This window comes from Brevibacterium ammoniilyticum (assembly GCF_038429965.1).
Lineage (GTDB): Bacteria > Actinomycetota > Actinomycetes > Actinomycetales > Brevibacteriaceae > Brevibacterium > Brevibacterium ammoniilyticum.
This window is the reverse complement of record NZ_BAABNP010000004.1, coordinates 141,342-155,481: the sequence shown is the minus strand read 5'-3', so window position 1 is coordinate 155,481 and position 14,140 is coordinate 141,342. Positions and strand designations below refer to the sequence as shown.

The 14,140-nt window shown below is 66.6% G+C and carries 17 protein-coding genes; 10 read left to right on the top strand and 7 right to left on the bottom strand.

The annotated features are described in order from the left end of the window. Positions 1-83: 83 nt before the first annotated feature. Together rsmD and AAHA49_RS06350 are read left to right on the top strand one after the other, a co-directional pair. Complete coding sequence (gene rsmD / locus AAHA49_RS06355; protein WP_342037646.1) at positions 84-686, top strand: 16S rRNA (guanine(966)-N(2))-methyltransferase RsmD; 603 nt, start codon at positions 84-86, stop codon at positions 684-686. Then, positions 683-1,156 carry a hypothetical protein gene (locus tag AAHA49_RS06350; RefSeq protein WP_342037645.1) on the top strand — a complete coding sequence of 158 codons (474 nt, stop codon included), beginning with the start codon at positions 683-685 and terminating at the stop codon, positions 1,154-1,156. The genes rsmD and AAHA49_RS06350 overlap by 4 nt, the downstream gene beginning before the upstream one ends. A 149-nt stretch (positions 1,157-1,305) precedes the next feature. Here the strand turns inward: AAHA49_RS06350 and AAHA49_RS06345 are convergent, their stop codons facing one another. From AAHA49_RS06345 to ehuB, 4 genes are read right to left on the bottom strand one after another with little or no spacing between them, the layout of a single operon-like run. Continuing rightward, entirely contained in the window at positions 1,306-2,154 is an 849-nt protein-coding gene (locus AAHA49_RS06345; RefSeq protein ID WP_425286501.1) for an amino acid ABC transporter ATP-binding protein, read from the bottom strand. After that, complete coding sequence (gene ehuD, locus AAHA49_RS06340) at positions 2,141-2,797, bottom strand: ectoine/hydroxyectoine ABC transporter permease subunit EhuD (RefSeq protein ID WP_222125959.1); 657 nt, start codon at positions 2,795-2,797, stop codon at positions 2,141-2,143. The genes AAHA49_RS06345 and ehuD overlap by 14 nt, the downstream gene beginning before the upstream one ends. Then, positions 2,797-3,588: an ectoine/hydroxyectoine ABC transporter permease subunit EhuC gene (gene ehuC / locus AAHA49_RS06335; RefSeq protein ID WP_342037644.1), complete on the bottom strand. Its 792-nt coding sequence runs from the start codon at positions 3,586-3,588 to the stop codon at positions 2,797-2,799. Before ehuC ends, ehuD begins: the two co-directional genes overlap by 1 nt. A 21-nt stretch (positions 3,589-3,609) precedes the next feature. Further along, the gene (ehuB, locus tag AAHA49_RS06330; protein WP_342037643.1) at positions 3,610-4,491 is read right to left on the bottom strand and encodes an ectoine/hydroxyectoine ABC transporter substrate-binding protein EhuB; all 882 of its coding nucleotides are present in this window, start codon (positions 4,489-4,491) and stop codon (positions 3,610-3,612) included. Positions 4,492-4,615: 124 nt separating this feature from the next. Between ehuB and AAHA49_RS06325 the strand changes: the two genes are divergently transcribed. The 4 genes from AAHA49_RS06325 to AAHA49_RS06310 all read left to right on the top strand — a co-directional run bounded on the left by AAHA49_RS06325 (position 4,616) and on the right by AAHA49_RS06310 (position 7,658). Continuing rightward, positions 4,616-5,365 (top strand): GntR family transcriptional regulator, encoded by a 750-nt coding sequence (locus AAHA49_RS06325; RefSeq protein ID WP_342037642.1) that lies wholly within the window; start codon positions 4,616-4,618, stop codon positions 5,363-5,365. 68 nt (positions 5,366-5,433) lie between these two features. After that, the gene (locus AAHA49_RS06320) at positions 5,434-5,895 is read left to right on the top strand and encodes a hypothetical protein (protein WP_342037641.1); all 462 of its coding nucleotides are present in this window, start codon (positions 5,434-5,436) and stop codon (positions 5,893-5,895) included. Positions 5,896-5,978: 83 nt separating this feature from the next. Then, positions 5,979-6,467, top strand: coding sequence for a pantetheine-phosphate adenylyltransferase (coaD, locus tag AAHA49_RS06315; protein WP_342037640.1), 489 nt, complete (start codon positions 5,979-5,981; stop codon positions 6,465-6,467). A 3-nt stretch (positions 6,468-6,470) separates the two neighbouring features. Then, positions 6,471-7,658: an MFS transporter gene (locus AAHA49_RS06310; protein ID WP_342037639.1), complete on the top strand. Its 1,188-nt coding sequence runs from the start codon at positions 6,471-6,473 to the stop codon at positions 7,656-7,658. Between the two features lie 3 nt (positions 7,659-7,661). Here AAHA49_RS06310 and AAHA49_RS06305 read toward each other — a convergent pair whose 3' ends face one another. Beyond that, positions 7,662-8,144 (bottom strand): hypothetical protein, encoded by a 483-nt coding sequence (locus AAHA49_RS06305; protein WP_342037638.1) that lies wholly within the window; start codon positions 8,142-8,144, stop codon positions 7,662-7,664. 210 nt (positions 8,145-8,354) lie between these two features. Between AAHA49_RS06305 and AAHA49_RS06300 the strand changes: the two genes are divergently transcribed. Genes AAHA49_RS06300 through mutM form a run of 4 tightly spaced genes read left to right on the top strand, consistent with a single transcriptional unit; the run spans position 8,355 to position 10,691 of the window. Further along, a complete protein-coding gene (locus AAHA49_RS06300; protein ID WP_144588252.1) occupies positions 8,355-8,873 on the top strand; it encodes a YceD family protein in 519 nt (172 codons plus the stop codon). Between the two features lie 2 nt (positions 8,874-8,875). Next, complete coding sequence (gene rpmF, locus AAHA49_RS06295; protein ID WP_144588255.1) at positions 8,876-9,079, top strand: 50S ribosomal protein L32; 204 nt, start codon at positions 8,876-8,878, stop codon at positions 9,077-9,079. A gap of 3 nt (positions 9,080-9,082) precedes the next feature. Further along, the gene (rnc, locus tag AAHA49_RS06290) at positions 9,083-9,787 is read left to right on the top strand and encodes a ribonuclease III (RefSeq protein WP_339392566.1); all 705 of its coding nucleotides are present in this window, start codon (positions 9,083-9,085) and stop codon (positions 9,785-9,787) included. Positions 9,788-9,806: 19 nt separating this feature from the next. Then, positions 9,807-10,691 carry a bifunctional DNA-formamidopyrimidine glycosylase/DNA-(apurinic or apyrimidinic site) lyase gene (gene mutM / locus AAHA49_RS06285; protein ID WP_342037637.1) on the top strand — a complete coding sequence of 295 codons (885 nt, stop codon included), beginning with the start codon at positions 9,807-9,809 and terminating at the stop codon, positions 10,689-10,691. Between the two features lie 158 nt (positions 10,692-10,849). Here mutM and AAHA49_RS06280 read toward each other — a convergent pair whose 3' ends face one another. After that, on the bottom strand, positions 10,850-11,836 hold the full coding sequence (locus tag AAHA49_RS06280) for an Abi family protein (RefSeq protein WP_342037636.1): 987 nt from the start codon (positions 11,834-11,836) through the stop codon (positions 10,850-10,852). 265 nt (positions 11,837-12,101) lie between these two features. After that, positions 12,102-14,033: a BCCT family transporter gene (locus tag AAHA49_RS06275; protein ID WP_342037635.1), complete on the bottom strand. Its 1,932-nt coding sequence runs from the start codon at positions 14,031-14,033 to the stop codon at positions 12,102-12,104. Between the last annotated feature and the right edge of the window lie 107 nt (positions 14,034-14,140).

Genomic DNA, 14,140 nt, shown 5'->3' with positions numbered 1-14,140 from the left:
GGGCCGACCGATGCGGGCCGAGCGACGCAGGTTGGATGACTCGGGTTGGATGACAAGGCCGAAGGACTATCGAGGAGGGCGACATGAGGATCATCGCGGGAGCGCACAAGGGATCACGTCTCGTCACCCCCGGCGGCAACGCCACCCGTCCGACCTCGGACCGGGTCAAGGAGTCGCTGTTCTCGATGCTCGAAGGCTACGGGGTCCTCCAGGCGGCCAACGTCCTCGACCTCTTCGCCGGGTCCGGGGGACTGGGGTTCGAAGCCATGTCGCGAGGGGCTGCGCAGGTCGTCTTCGTCGACTCCTCGCTGGCATCGGTGCGGGCGATCGAGGCGAACGCGGACAAACTCGGCATCGGGCATTCGACGGCGGTGAGCAGCGCCGACGTCCTCCAGTTCCTGTCGAACCTGCCCGATCCCAGCGAACTCGAGTCGCGGGTCTTCGACCTCGTGTTCATGGATCCGCCCTACCCGCTGGGGGAGGACGCGGTCACCCAGGTGCTCGGGCGGCTGCGCAGCCACCTCGACGAGGAGTCGATCGTCGTCATCGAACGCTCGTCTCGTGCCCCGGAGCCGACGATGCCGGGCGGCCTCGAGGTCTTCCGCTCGAAGGCCTTCGGGGAGACCGCGCTCCACTTCGTCCAGCTCACCGTCGAGGACGCTGTCGGCGACGGGGCAGATTCATGACGCAGCCGACCGTGCGCGGAGACGGGGCCCGTCGCGCTCGCGGACTTGGCCCCGACGGGCGGCCGACGACGGTGCGCCGCGCGGGCTGGCTGCGCTCGCCGTGGCTCTACCTGCTGCTCATGCCGGTGATGTTCGTTGTCTCGCGCGTCCTCCTGTGGATGCAGTACCAGATCGTCGACCATCGGAGTGCGGCGGAGGGATGCGCCGAGCCGCCGCAGGGCTTCGAAGTCACCGCCTTCACGACGTGGATGCAGCAGTTCCCCGCGGGAGTGACGTGCAGTCAATCGCTGCAGACCTCGTGGGAGATCGCCGGCGATGCCGGGCCGTGGGAGTTTTCCGACCAGTACGTCGTCCAGTGGGCGTGGCTCGCCGACATCTTCACCGCAGGTGCGCTCGCGTGTGTGGTCATCGCCGTCGTGCTCACGGTGCAGAAACGACGACGACGTTCGGCGCTCGCAGGCCCGCGGTGACTGAAGCGCACTGACACCAGCACGGTGTTCCGACGCCAGCAGGGTTCGCGCGCCCTGCTGGTGTCGGAAGACCGTGCTGGCAGTTCTCCGCTCGTCGGTTCACCGTGCTGGTGTCGGATCACCGCGTCGAAACGGCTCGTCGAAGCAACTCAGAGCACGCTGGAGAGGAACGACCGGGTGCGCTCGTGGCTCGGGTCGTTGAAGATGAGGTCCGGCGGACCCTCCTCGAGGACGAGACCGCCGTCGAACATCATCACCCGGTCGGAGACCTCGCGGGCGAACTGCATCTCGTGGGTGACGAGCAGCATCGTGATGTCCGTGGTCTCGGCGATGTCGCGCAGCACCGCGAGGACGTCGCCGACGAGTTCCGGGTCGAGGGCCGAGGTCACCTCGTCGAGGAGGAGGATCTCCGGACTCATCGCCAGTGCCCGGGCGATCGCCACCCGCTGCTGCTGACCGCCGGAGAGCCGGGTCGGGTGCTCATCGGCCTTCTCACTCAGACCCACACGTTCGAGCAGCGACTTCGCGTCGGCGACCGCTTCGTCCTTCGATTTGCCCAGCACATGGATGGGGGCTTCGATGATGTTCTCGATCACCGTCATATTGGGGAAGAGGTTGAACTGCTGGAAGACCATGCCGATGCGGGTCGTCATCGCCCGAGTCGTCTTCTTCGGCAGCTCGACCCGCTTTCCGTCCCTGTCTTCGAAGGTCAGCGGCCTGCCGTCGATGAAGATGTAGCCGCCGGTGAGCTCCTCGAGCGTCATGACGAGCCGGAGGATCGTGGTCTTGCCCGAACCGCTCGGCCCGATGAGGGTGACCCGTTCGCCCGGGGCGACGGTGAAGTTGAGGTTCTCGAGCACGGTCGTCTTCCCGAACCGCTTCTCGACGTCCTTGAACTCGATCGCCGGGGCGCTCGCCTCAGTGTCGATGTGCGGGGAAGCCCCCGTCTGCGCAGAGGCCCCGATGTGCGGGGAAGAGGTGTTCTCAGTAGGTGGCAAGGCGCCGCTCCAATCGTTGGATGAGGAGGGAGGTGGGGTAGCTGGCGGCGAGGAAGATCAGCCCGGCCAGCGTGAACGCCTCCGTGTAGGCGAACTTCGCCGCCCCGAACTGCTGCGCCGAGGTGACAAGCTCGACGACGGAGAGCGCGAAGAGGAACGGGGTGTCCTTGAACATCGCGACCGCATAGTTGCCGAGCGACGGGATCGTCGCCCGCAGCGCCTGCGGGAGGATGACCGCGGTGAAGGTCCGCACGGGAGGCAGGGAGAGGGCGATCGCCGCCTCCCGCTGTCCCGGTGGGACTGCGTCGATGCCGGCCCGGTAGCTCTCGGACATGTACGTCGCGTAGTGGACGCCGATGACCCCGGAGCCGACGACGAGCGCGGGAATGCTCGCCAGGGCGGGGATCTCTGCGAAGGCGGTGTAGACGAAGACGAGCTGGACGACGAGCGGGGTGTTGCGGACGAAGGCGACGAAGAGCCGGACCACCCAGTTGATCCACCGCGGCAGGGCACGGATGGCGACGGCGAGGAGGAGGCCGAGGATCGCGGCGATGATCGTGCCGACGACCGTGGCGATGAGCGTGTTGACGAAGCCGCGCAGGAGGATCGGCAGCGCCTCGGCGGCGAATTCCCAGTTCCAGATCACAGCGGCGCCCCGTGTCCGGCATTGCCCGTCGACTGACCGGCGGCCGTGCGCGGATCGGTCACCTCGGTCGAGCCGACCCGGGCATCCCGTCTGGCCCGCCGACGGTCATTGCGTGAGCCCGGACGACGCCGGCCCAGCCGTCGGACGGCGCGGCGTTCGAGGAGGTTCATGAACTCCTGGAGCAGCCACGCGATGACGAAGTAGATGAGCAGACCCACGGAATAGGCGAAGAACGTGTCGTTCGTCGACATCCGCAGCTGCCCGATCTTGTCGGTGAGGTCGGAGAGCGTGATGAAGGAGACGACCGCGGTGCCCTTGAGCAGCTGGATGAGGAGCGTCGCCAGTGACGGAATCATCAGCGCCCACGCTTGCGGGAAGATCACCCGCAGCATCCGCCTGGTCGGGGAGAGACTGAGCGCGATGGCCGCCTCCCACTGACCCCGGGGCACGGTCGCGATCGAGGACCGGACCACCTCGGCGGCATAGGCACCGTAGTTGAGCGCCAGGGCACCGATTCCGCATGCCATGGGATCGAGCTGGACGCCGAGGAGGGGGAGGACGTAGAAGAGCCAGAACAGCTGGACGAGCAGGGACGTGCCGCGGAAGAACTCGACGACGATCCGGGCAGGGATCCGCAGCCACCGGTGCGCCGAAGTCATCGCGAGCCCGAGGACGATCGCGATGACCAGGGCACCGGCGGCACCGGCGAGAGTGAGGATGAGCGTGACCTGGATGCCCTCCCACACGGCGGGGAGGAAATCCAGGAGCGCGCTGAGCTGATCGGTCATGAGTGCAGGTCAGGCTGCGGCTCAGGAGTCAGCGGTCGGCAGTTCGCCCTTGCACAGCTGATCGGTCGTGATCGAGCCGTCAGGGCGCTCCTCCTTCGTGAAGCCGTAGTCGCCGACGATGTCGAGGTAGGCCTTCTCGTCGCCGACGATCTTGTCGAGTTCCTTGTTCCACGCGTCGCGCAGTTCGGTGTCGTCGGTGCGGAACACCGTGGCGCCCGCACCGACCTGTGGGACGCCGTCGATCTCCTGGACGAACGATTCGCTCACCGCGACATCGGCGTTCGGGGTGTTCTTCGCCATCCAGTTCAGTGAGATGCCGGTGAGCGCGAACGCGTCGGCGCGGCCCGTGGTCACGGCGTCCATGCCGTCCTGCGGGGTGCCGACCTGCTGCGACTCGATGCCGAGGGCCTTCGCGTAGTCGGATTCGACGGCGCCGGTCATGGTGGCGAGCTTGAGGCCCTTCTCCTTGACCTCGTCGAGGTTCTTCAGCCCCTCGTTCTCGCCCTTCTTCGTCATCAGGGCCGTGGTGTACATGAACTCGGGGTTGCCGAAGGACGCCTGCTTGCAGCGGTCGGGCAGGATCGACATGCCCGCGGAGATCGCGTCGAAGCGCTCGGCGTTGAGGCCGGGGATGAGGGAGCCGAACTCGGTGTTGACGCCGTCGACGTTGTCGACGCCGAGGTTCTTGAAGACCTGCTTGGCCAGGGCGACGCTCGCGCCTTGGAGTTCGCCGCCCTCTTCGAAGCTGTACGGGGCCTCACCGGCGAAGCCGACGGTGATCTTGCCGTCGTCGATGGCCTGCTGCAGGGTGCTCTTGTCGGAGCCGCCGCCGCTGCACGCACCGAGGGTGAGCGTGAGGGCGAGGATCGAGGTCGCGGCCGCGAGTCCTTTGAGGGAGGTCATGGCGGGTCCTTTCCTGGGGAGTTCCGTGGTCGGTGACGACGTGGGTGACGTGCGTCTCATCGCCCCATTCAAACCTCTGACAGTCCGGATGTCACACTGTCTGACAACGTTATATGCTCGTGACATGTCTCAGCCGCACACCTCGGAGCTGCCCGTGCTGCGTCGCGTCGTGCGTTCCTCGACGATCGACCTCGTCGCCGAGGAGATCCGCAATGCGATCTACCGCGGCAGTCTGCTCCCGGGTCAGGCGATCAACGAGGTGCGCACCGCGGAGCTGCTCGGGGTCTCCCGGCCGTCCCTGCGGGAGGCGCTGCAACGTCTCGTCAGCGAGGGCAGCGTCAGTCATGCCCCGGGGCGGGGTGCGTGGGTCAAGCGGATGGGGACCGAGGACATCGACGACGTCTATGCGGTGCGCGAGGCGATCGAAGTTCAGGCCGTGCGGATGATCATCCGCGGGCAGCGGGCCACCGCGCTCATCGACGAGGCGCTCGAGGCGCTCGAATCGGTCGTCGACGGAAGTGTCGCCCGGGTCATCGGGGACGCCGACCTCGACTTCCATCACGCGATCGTCGCGTGCTCCGGGTCCCCGCGGCTGACGACGCTGATGAAGGCGTCGATGGTCCATACGAGGCTGCTCTCCCTGTCTGCGCCCGGTGGGTATGAGGTCCGGTGCGATCTCATCGACGTCCACCGCAGCCTCGCCGAGGCGATCGCCGCCGGAGACGAGGAGCAGGCAGTGGGCATCGTCGCTCGGATCTCCGCCGAGGCGGTCGCCCGCCTGCGCAATCCCGCGTCCGAACCCGAGGCCGTCGTCGTCCGCGGGGAGGACGGCGAGTCCGGTGCTGACGATCAGTGGGCGAGCCTGCGAGAGTGACCGTCACGCGCGGCGCTGGAGCCCGGGGCGGTGCGCCCGGTCGGTTCGCTCGGCGATACGATCGGGGCATGGATCCTCATGGGCGGTCGTTCGCCACGCGCTATTGGGCGCTTGTGCGCGAAGCAGTCGTCACGATGCTCGTGGCCATGGCCCTCGTTGTCGTCCTCACCGAGTTCTTCGTCGGCGTCTATGGGGGAGTGCTCACTGTCTTCGGGCTTGATTTCGCCCTGTCCGCGGCAGCCGCGGCTCTCGGCCTCGGACTGCTCGCCGCCCGGCCTCGCCGAGCGCACTCGCATGTCGTCCGCGTCACCTGGGTGAGCGTCGTCGGCCTCGTCGGCGCTGCCCTCTCCATCGGCAGCATGATGGCCTTCGCGTCGGCCGGCGGGTGGGAATCGGCGAAGCTCGCCATGATGATCCAGAGCTACAGCTCGCTCATCATCTTCGGCACCATGGTCGTCGTCGCCGCGGCCTGGCACGGGTGGTCGGCGCTCAAAGAACAGCAGCCGCCCTTCGACCTCCGTGCCGACTGACCACCTCGGCACCGAACTCCGCGCCGACTGAACGTCATGCGGACCGGCCGGGACCACCTCGGCGTGCGGGATACGATGAGGCCATGAAGGTCGTCAGTCCCGGTTCCTATGATCCGATCACCATGGGTCACCTCGACATCATCGCCCGCGCGGCGAAGCTCTTCGACGAGGTCGTCGTCGCCGTCGTCCACAACCCGTCGAAGACGGGCCGGTTCGATCCGGACACCCGCGCCGAGCTCATCCGCGCCTCCCTCGACGCCGACGAGCGCACCAGGGACGCGGAGAACATCACGATCGACGTCGTCCCCGGCGGCCTCCTCGTCGACTACTGCGCCAGGATCGGGGCACCCGCGGTCGTCAAAGGCCTGCGGTCGGGCACGGACTTCGCCTACGAACTGCCGATGGCGCTGATGAACAAGCACCTCACCGACCTCGAGACGATCTTCGTGCCCGGCAACCCCGAGTTCGAGCACGTCTCCTCCTCCCTGATCAAAGAGGTCCACAGGAACGGCGGGGACATCACGGGCCTCGTGCCCGAGCCCGTGCTCGCCGCGCTGAGCGCCGACTCGTAAGGCATGCAGGCGACTCCTTCCTCGTCCCGGGCCTGGTTCACAGGCCTCGTCGTCCACACCGTCCTCGCGCACGCGACGTACAACGGCGTGCGCGTGCTCATCTCCTACCGCACCCTCGAACTCGGCGGCACCGGGGTCGTGCTCGGCCTCATGACCGCGTGCTATTCGCTCGTCCCGCTGCTCACCGCGCTCTTCGTCGGCCGCCTCGTCGACCGGGGGTATGCGACCGCGGTGCTCTGGGTGGGCACCGTGCTCTCGATCCTCCCCGTCGCGCTCGCGGCCATCGCCCCCAACCTCGGCGTGCTTCTCGTCGCGACGATGAGCCTCGGCTTCGGTCAGCTGCTCACCACCGTGGCTTCGCAGGCGCTCATCCCGCAGAGCTTCCCGGCCTCCCGCCTGACCGCGAAGTTCGGCCACCTCACCCTGGGGGTGTCGATCGGGCAGACGATCGGCCTGCCCCTGGCCGGCATGATCGCCGACGCCACCGGCGGGTCCCCGCACATCGTCGGCGCCCTGTGGTTCATGACGGCGTTCTCATCGCTCACCCTCATCGCCGCGGTCATCGTCATGCTCCGCGGGCGGACCCCGCATGTCTCCCGCGCCGAGGCGGCCGGAAGTGTCCGCACCCCGTGGGCTCTGCTGCGGATCCGGGGGATGAAGCCGGCGATCCTCGCGTCGATGGCGACTCTGGCCGCCGTCGACCTCATGACCGCGTACCTGCCGCTCATCGGGCAGGAGAACGGGCTGAGCGTGACGACGGTGACGTGGCTGCTCGCGCTGCGGACGTTCGCCGCGGTGATCTCGCGGATGATCATCGGGATGCTCGCTCGCCGGTGGGGGAGTCTCTCGCTGCTGTGGACCGCATCGGCGACGGCGGGGATCTGCGTCATCCTCATCCCTGTGCTCACCCAGACGTGGAGTCTGGCGATCCTGCTGGCGATCGCCGGGTTCTGCTTCGGGCTCACCCAGCCGCTGACGATGACGTGGGTCTCGACGCTGTCGGACCCGGCGAACCGGGCGGCGGTGCTCTCGATCCGGTTGGCCGGCAATCGGCTCAGCCAGGTCGCGATCCCCTCGATCGCTTCGGTGCTCACGATCATCGCCGGCTCCGGCGTCGTCTTCACGATCTCCGGGGCGCTGCTCCTCCTCGCCGGCGGCGTGACCTGGCGCAACAGTCACGAGAAGTGGTGAGGGTCAGGGGTTCGAGTTGCCGAGCCTCTCGAGTTTCCGGCGTCGACGGCTGAGGCTGCTGATGATCAGGTACGCGTAGAGGCCGGTGAAGACGGACCAGATGAAGGCGATGATGGCGAGGTTCTTCCACACCGACCGCGGGTCGTCGAGGTAGACGACGGGATTGACCTCATCGCCGTTCCAGCGCACCTGCTGCGGTTCGCTCGCGCTTTCGCGTGAGAGGTCCTCGCCGAGGAGGGCGTTCTTCACCGTTGTGCCGTCGGTGCCGGTGTACGTTCCGCGCCAGGCGCACATGACCTCGCCGTTCTTCGGCAGACCGCAGTCGCGGGTGAGAGCCTTGAACTGCCCGGTCTCCACGCCGACGACGAAGATTTTGGCGACATCGATCGCGGCGGAGATGGCGAGGATCGTCGTCACCGTGAAGAGGAGGGCGACGATGGACACCCAGACGGTGCTCACAGTGTTGATGGCCTGTTTCGACGTCACGCGATCACAGTACCGACTCGGGCGGCGTAAAGACTGAGGCGCTCATGCATTGAGGTGCGGTAGCCTGGCGCAACGTCACGGAATCGGGGTGACGAGGAACACCTCGGCGAGGTCCGGCCGACGATTGGCAATGGTCGGCGGAGTTGATTAGAATGGTGAGTCGCGTGTGAACGCAGGAGCGGCATCTCATTCGCATACGGAGGAGAGAGCATGAAGAAGCGGTCAGAGTTCGTCTACGATCTCCGATCCATGGGATTGCTCGGTCATCCGGGTGAGTGGGAACGTGTCAACGCCACAGTGCCGGCTCCGGCGGATCTCAAGATCGAAGTGATCGGGGTCGCCGAAGGAACGCCGATGAATCTCGAGCTCATGTTCGAGAGCGTTTCCGAGGGGATCTACGTCTCGGGCACGGTTTCGACCGTGGCTCGCGGCGAGGACGCGAGGACGCTCGACGAGATCGAGCTGCCCATGGATGTCGACATCAACGAGATGTACGTCTATGAGCAGGCCGAGGGCGACGAGGACTCCTACGTCATCGACCGGGATCACCTCGACCTCGAACCCGCGATCAGAGACGCTGTCGTGATGGCTCTGCCCTTCAGTCCCTCGCAGGACGGAAGCGAAGAGTTCAGCTACACCCTCGGTGAGGACATCGAGGAGGGCGAGAGCGAATCCGATTCGCCGTTCGCACAGCTTCAGAACTTGTTGGATGAGAAGAAAGAGAGCTAGACGTGGCTGTTCCCAAGCGTAAGATGTCGCGCAGCAACACCCGCCACCGTCGTTCGCAGTGGAAGGCCCAGGCTCCGAACCTGGTCAAGACTGTGGAGAACGGTCGCGTTGTGTACTCGCGCCCCCACCAGGCCAAGGTCGTCGAAGACGCAGCCGGCACCCCGCTGTTCCTTGAGTACAAGGGACGCAAGGTCGCTGACGTCTGACCTGTGGACACTGATACCACAGCAGAACTGCAGAAGAGTCTCGGGATCGACATCGATCCCGAGACTTTTCGTCTTGCCCTGACCCACCGCTCCTTCGCCTTCGAAGCCGGCGGCATCCCGACGAACGAGCGCCTCGAGTTCCTGGGCGACTCCGTCCTCGGCCTCGTCGCCACCGAGTCGCTCTACTACGACAACCCGGACCTGCCGGAGGGCCAGCTTGCGAAGATGCGCTCTGCCGTCGTCAACACGCGTGCCCTGGCCGCGATCGCCCGCCGCCACGACATCGGCCGTCACATCCTCCTCGGCAAGGGCGAAGAGCTCACCGGCGGACGGAACAAGGACTCGATCCTCGCCGACACCGTCGAAGCCCTCATCGGTGCGACCTTCGTCTCCTCGGGTCGGGACGCGGCCTTCGCCTTCGTCCACCGGCTCATCGACGGAATGCTCGCCGACGCCGTCAACCTCGGTGCAGGCATGGACTTCAAGACCACCCTCCAGGAGGCCGCCGCCGACCTGGGACTGGGTGCCGTGAGCTACGAGATCACCTCGACCGGCCCCGACCATGCGATGGTCTTCACCGCCCACGCCCGCCTCGGCGACAACGGCTGGGGCTCGGGCGACGGATCGTCGAAGAAGGCCGCCGAGGCGGCTGCCGCGGAAGTCGCGGTCAAGGCGATCCGCACGCTCTACCCCGACTACAAGCGCTGACGCGCAGTTCACGGCTGCGATGCCCGAGCTTCCCGAGGTCGAAAGCGTCCGCCGCGGCGTCGATGAGTGGACCGCGGGTGCCCTCATCACCGGCGCCGAGGTGGTCGATCCCCGGATCCTCGGCACCACCTCGGCGCGGCGGGTCGATGACACCGCTGCCGCAGCCTTCGTCCGCACCGTCACCGGCCGTCGCATCACCGGGGCGCAGCGGCGCGGGAAGTTCATGTGGCTCACGCTCGATGGGGAGGACGGACTGCTCGTCCACCTGGGCATGAGCGGGCAGATGCGCGTCCACCTCGCCGCGGATGAGGCGCACCGGCACACACGTGCGGTGTTCCGCCTCGAACGGGGCGAGGAGCGCTTCGATCTGCGCTTCGTCGACCAGCGGATCTTCGGCCATCTCAGCGTGCAGCCGCTCGTGCCCGCACACGGTCGGCTTGTGCCCGCCTCGGCGATCCACATCGCACCCGACCCGCTCGAGGACGCCTTCGACATCAACGCGACGTTGGCGGCCTTGGCGCGCAAGCGCAGCCCGATCAAGGCGGCCCTGCTCGATCAGACTCTCATCAGCGGGGTCGGCAACATCTACGCCGACGAAGCGCTCTTCCGGGCGGGCATCCATCCGCTGGCGATCGCCGCCCGCACGAGACGGAACCGCCTGGCCGCCGTCCTCGAATCGGCGACGACCGTGATGGGCGATGCGCTGGCCGTGGGCGGAACGAGCTTCGACGACCTCTACGTCAACGTCAACGGGGAGTCCGGGTACTTCGACCGCTCGCTGCTCGTCTACGGTCGCGGAGGCCAGGAATGCGTGCGCTGCGGCGGGGAGATCGCCAAGCTCACGGTCGCCGGGCGCGGGAGTCACTTCTGCCCGAACTGCCAGAAGCCGCCGCGGTACCGGTGAGCTGACGGGCGGAGTGTGTGCTCACGTCTGGTTCACCCGGGCTTGCTCATCTGCGGCAGTAGGATCCTGACTACCTCGCGGAGTATGTGCCATTTCTGGGCGCGTACTCGGTTGAGCCGTTTCCGGTCCGCGGTGGATGAGTTGCGGCGATTGCAGAGTCACCCTCGCCAAAGCTCGAGCGACTCCCAGTCGCTGGGTGCGCCCATCGAGGTAGTCGTCAAGGCGTGCGATGACGGGAACTCACTCAGCAGTGTCGCCAGTCGATTCGGCCAGTCGGTGCCTGGTTCGATGAATGGCAGGAGGTACGCGATGACGGCGAGGGCATTGTAGGTGCCGAAGACCCCCTTCGCCGTCTGTTCCTCGCGGAGGTGATCGAGGGCAGGGATCTGTCCCGCCTTCGGGCGGGCAGGCGCGTGCTGGAGCTTTCTGTTGAACAGCCGAGAATGGTGCGCTGCGACGTTGCGGACGTAGTTGAGGCTGGCCAGCCAGCTGGTCATTATCTTCTTCGTGGGGACACCGAATGCCAGGGCGATCTCCTCGGCGTCCTGCTGGTGCATGCCACGATAGAGGATGGACAGGTGCCCCAGCTCGAGGATCTCGGTGAGCGCCCACACCGGCATACGGTCGTCGTATTTCGCTCGGAAGTGCTCGACGAACTGTTCGTCGGAACTGGCCTTCCGGTTGTTGATGCGCTGGAGCCACTGCACATGCCTGCTGGGTGCGGGCTCGCGGGCATCTGTGCGCTCGGTGGTGAAGGCTGCAATGAAGCTGTCCGGGTCCTCGTAGGCGAACGGGGACCTCCTGCCGAGTACGTAGCCGATCCGCATACGGATCGCGACCTCGATACGCTCGACGCCGTCCATGACGAGCATGCGCAACCGCCTGTCGAAGTCGATGATCTCTTCGGCATGTTCAAGTCTCGTTCCCGCCCTGTATCTGCTGAGCACGCGGGTCCGCACGTTGTGCTCGCTGTCGATCCAAGTTTCTGACTCACGGAATGGGTAGAGGTAGCCGGTGAGGCGGTAGTAGCCGGTCGCCTCCAGGAGGGACGTTGCCCGGCCGCGGTCCTCGATCGTGATCCCGTGGCCCGCCAGTCGATCGATCTGTTCGTCGACGGAAAGCCACGGCTTCGCGTACTCCGCCATAGCGACGTGATGGTCCTTCCTGCAAAGAAAATCAGCCCGCGCCTTGCGGCAACGGACTGATCATGATGAAACGATTTTAGCACGATGACTGATGCTCTGTTTCGACGGTGAGCAACGACGGCGTCGGCCGAGACCGTTGAATTTGTCCTCAGTGTGTCTGACCCCGCCCGCCCCTGGGCACGCGTCGAATCCGGGTACTTCGACCGCTCGCAGTTCGTCCATGGCCGCGTCAGTCAGGAATGCGCGCTCTTCGGCGGGGACTGACTCACGATCGAGGATCGTCCGCCTCGGCGCCGGGATCATCGGTCTCGTGGCCGGTCGGCGGCGGAGCGTCCCCGCCCTTGCCGACGCCGGTGCGGGGCCGAGAGGCATCCGCGTCCTCCGCACCCTCCTCGTCTGCGGGGACCTGGCTGAACTCCGAGGTGGCCAGACCGAACACGCCGCCGTCGTATTCGTTGACCCCCGTGGCCACGGACTGGTCGAGCAGATGGGTCGCGAGCTCCCGTTGGATGACAAGCGGATCCTGGCACAGGTCCTTCCACAGCGCCACACAGAGCAGAAGCATGACGATGACGAACGGCAGCGCGGAGACGATCGTGATGTTCTTCAGCCCGTTGAGCGCCTCGGAGGGATCGCTGCCCCCGGCCAGGAGCATCACCGCCGCGACCGCACCCGTCGCGACACCCCAGAAGATGACGAGCCGCCTGCCCGGTTCGAGCGCCCCGTTGGCCGAGAGCGTGCCCATGACGATCGACGCCGAATCGGCTCCCGTGACGAAGAAGATCGCGATGAGGATGACGGTGACGATCATGAGGATGATCGCGATGAGGTTGGGCAGGGGAAGTGCGCCGAGGAGGTCGAAGAGGATCGTGTCCATCTTGATGTCCGGTTCGCCGTCGACGATGTTCGCGAGTGCCCGGACAGTGCCCTCACCGCGTTCGGCGCGCTCCTGGATGCCGATGGCGCCGCCGCCGAAGATCGCGAACCAGATCGTCGAGACCACTGAGGGGACGATGAGCACACCGGTGACGAACTGACGGACCGTCCGCCCCCGGGAGATGCGGGCGATGAAGAGGCCGACGAAGGGCGACCACGAGATCCACCACGCCCAGTAGAAGACCGTCCACGAGGACAGCCATTCGTTGACGCCGACCCCGTTCGCCGCCGTCCGCGAGGCCATCTGCGGCAGATCCTCGATGAACGAGCCCACCGAGGAGGGGATGACGTTGAGGATGAACAGCGTCGGGCCGCCGATGAAGACGATCGCGGCGACGATGACCGCGAGGACCATGTTGATGTTCGACAGCCACTGGATGCCCTTCTCCACCCCGGACACGGCCGAGGCGACGAAGGCCGCGGTGAGGATCGCGATGATGAGGACGAGCACCGGCGAGGAGACATCGGGGAGGATGCCCGCGGTCTGGATGCCGCCGCCGATCTGGATGGCCCCGAGCCCGAGCGAGCACGCCGAGCCGAAGAGGGTGGCGAGGATCGCGAGGATGTTGATGATCTTCCCGCCGACGCCGTTGACCACGCGTTCGCCGAAGAGCGGGGTGAACATCGAGGAGAAGAGCTGGGAGCGCCCGAGCCGGAACGAGCCGTAGGCGACGCCGAGGCCGACGATCGCATACATCGCCCACGGGTAGAGGGTCCAGTGGAACAGCGTCGTGCCCATGGCCGTGCCCATCGCCTCGGCGGTCGACCCGTCGACGGTGTTCGGTGGGGGAGACATGTAGAAGAACAGAGGCTCGCCCACCCCGGAGAAGACGAGGCCGATGCCCATGCCGGTGGCGAACATCATCGCGATCCACGAGGAGGTGCGGAACTCCGGCTTCTCCCCGTCCCTGCCGAGCGGGATCCGCCCGAACCGGCTGACGGCGACGACGATGACGAAGATCGTGAAGACCGTGGCGGCGATGACGAAGAGCCACCCGAAGTTGTCCATCACCCCGGTCAGGGCGGCACCGGCGACGACGCCGAGGCTCTCCGGCGAGATGAAGCCCCAGACGACGAAGGCGACCGCGAGGAACCCGGCGGTGAAGAAGACCGGCTTGTCGAGGCCGATCCGGCGCAGGTACCGCTTCTTCGTCGGCGGATTCTGCAGGTGGGTGATGAGTTCGCGGGTGCGGTCGAAGCCGTTGTCGGCTCCGCGGCCGGGGACGTCGCCGCTGCCGGAGGTGTTCGATGGATCGCTCATGGGTTCGGTTGCCGCATCGGGTCGCCTCAGACGGCCGTGCGCGGCGATCCTTCCTGGTCTCGACGGCGAGGTGAGAGGCACACTACCAAAATTTGTGACCCAGGCAA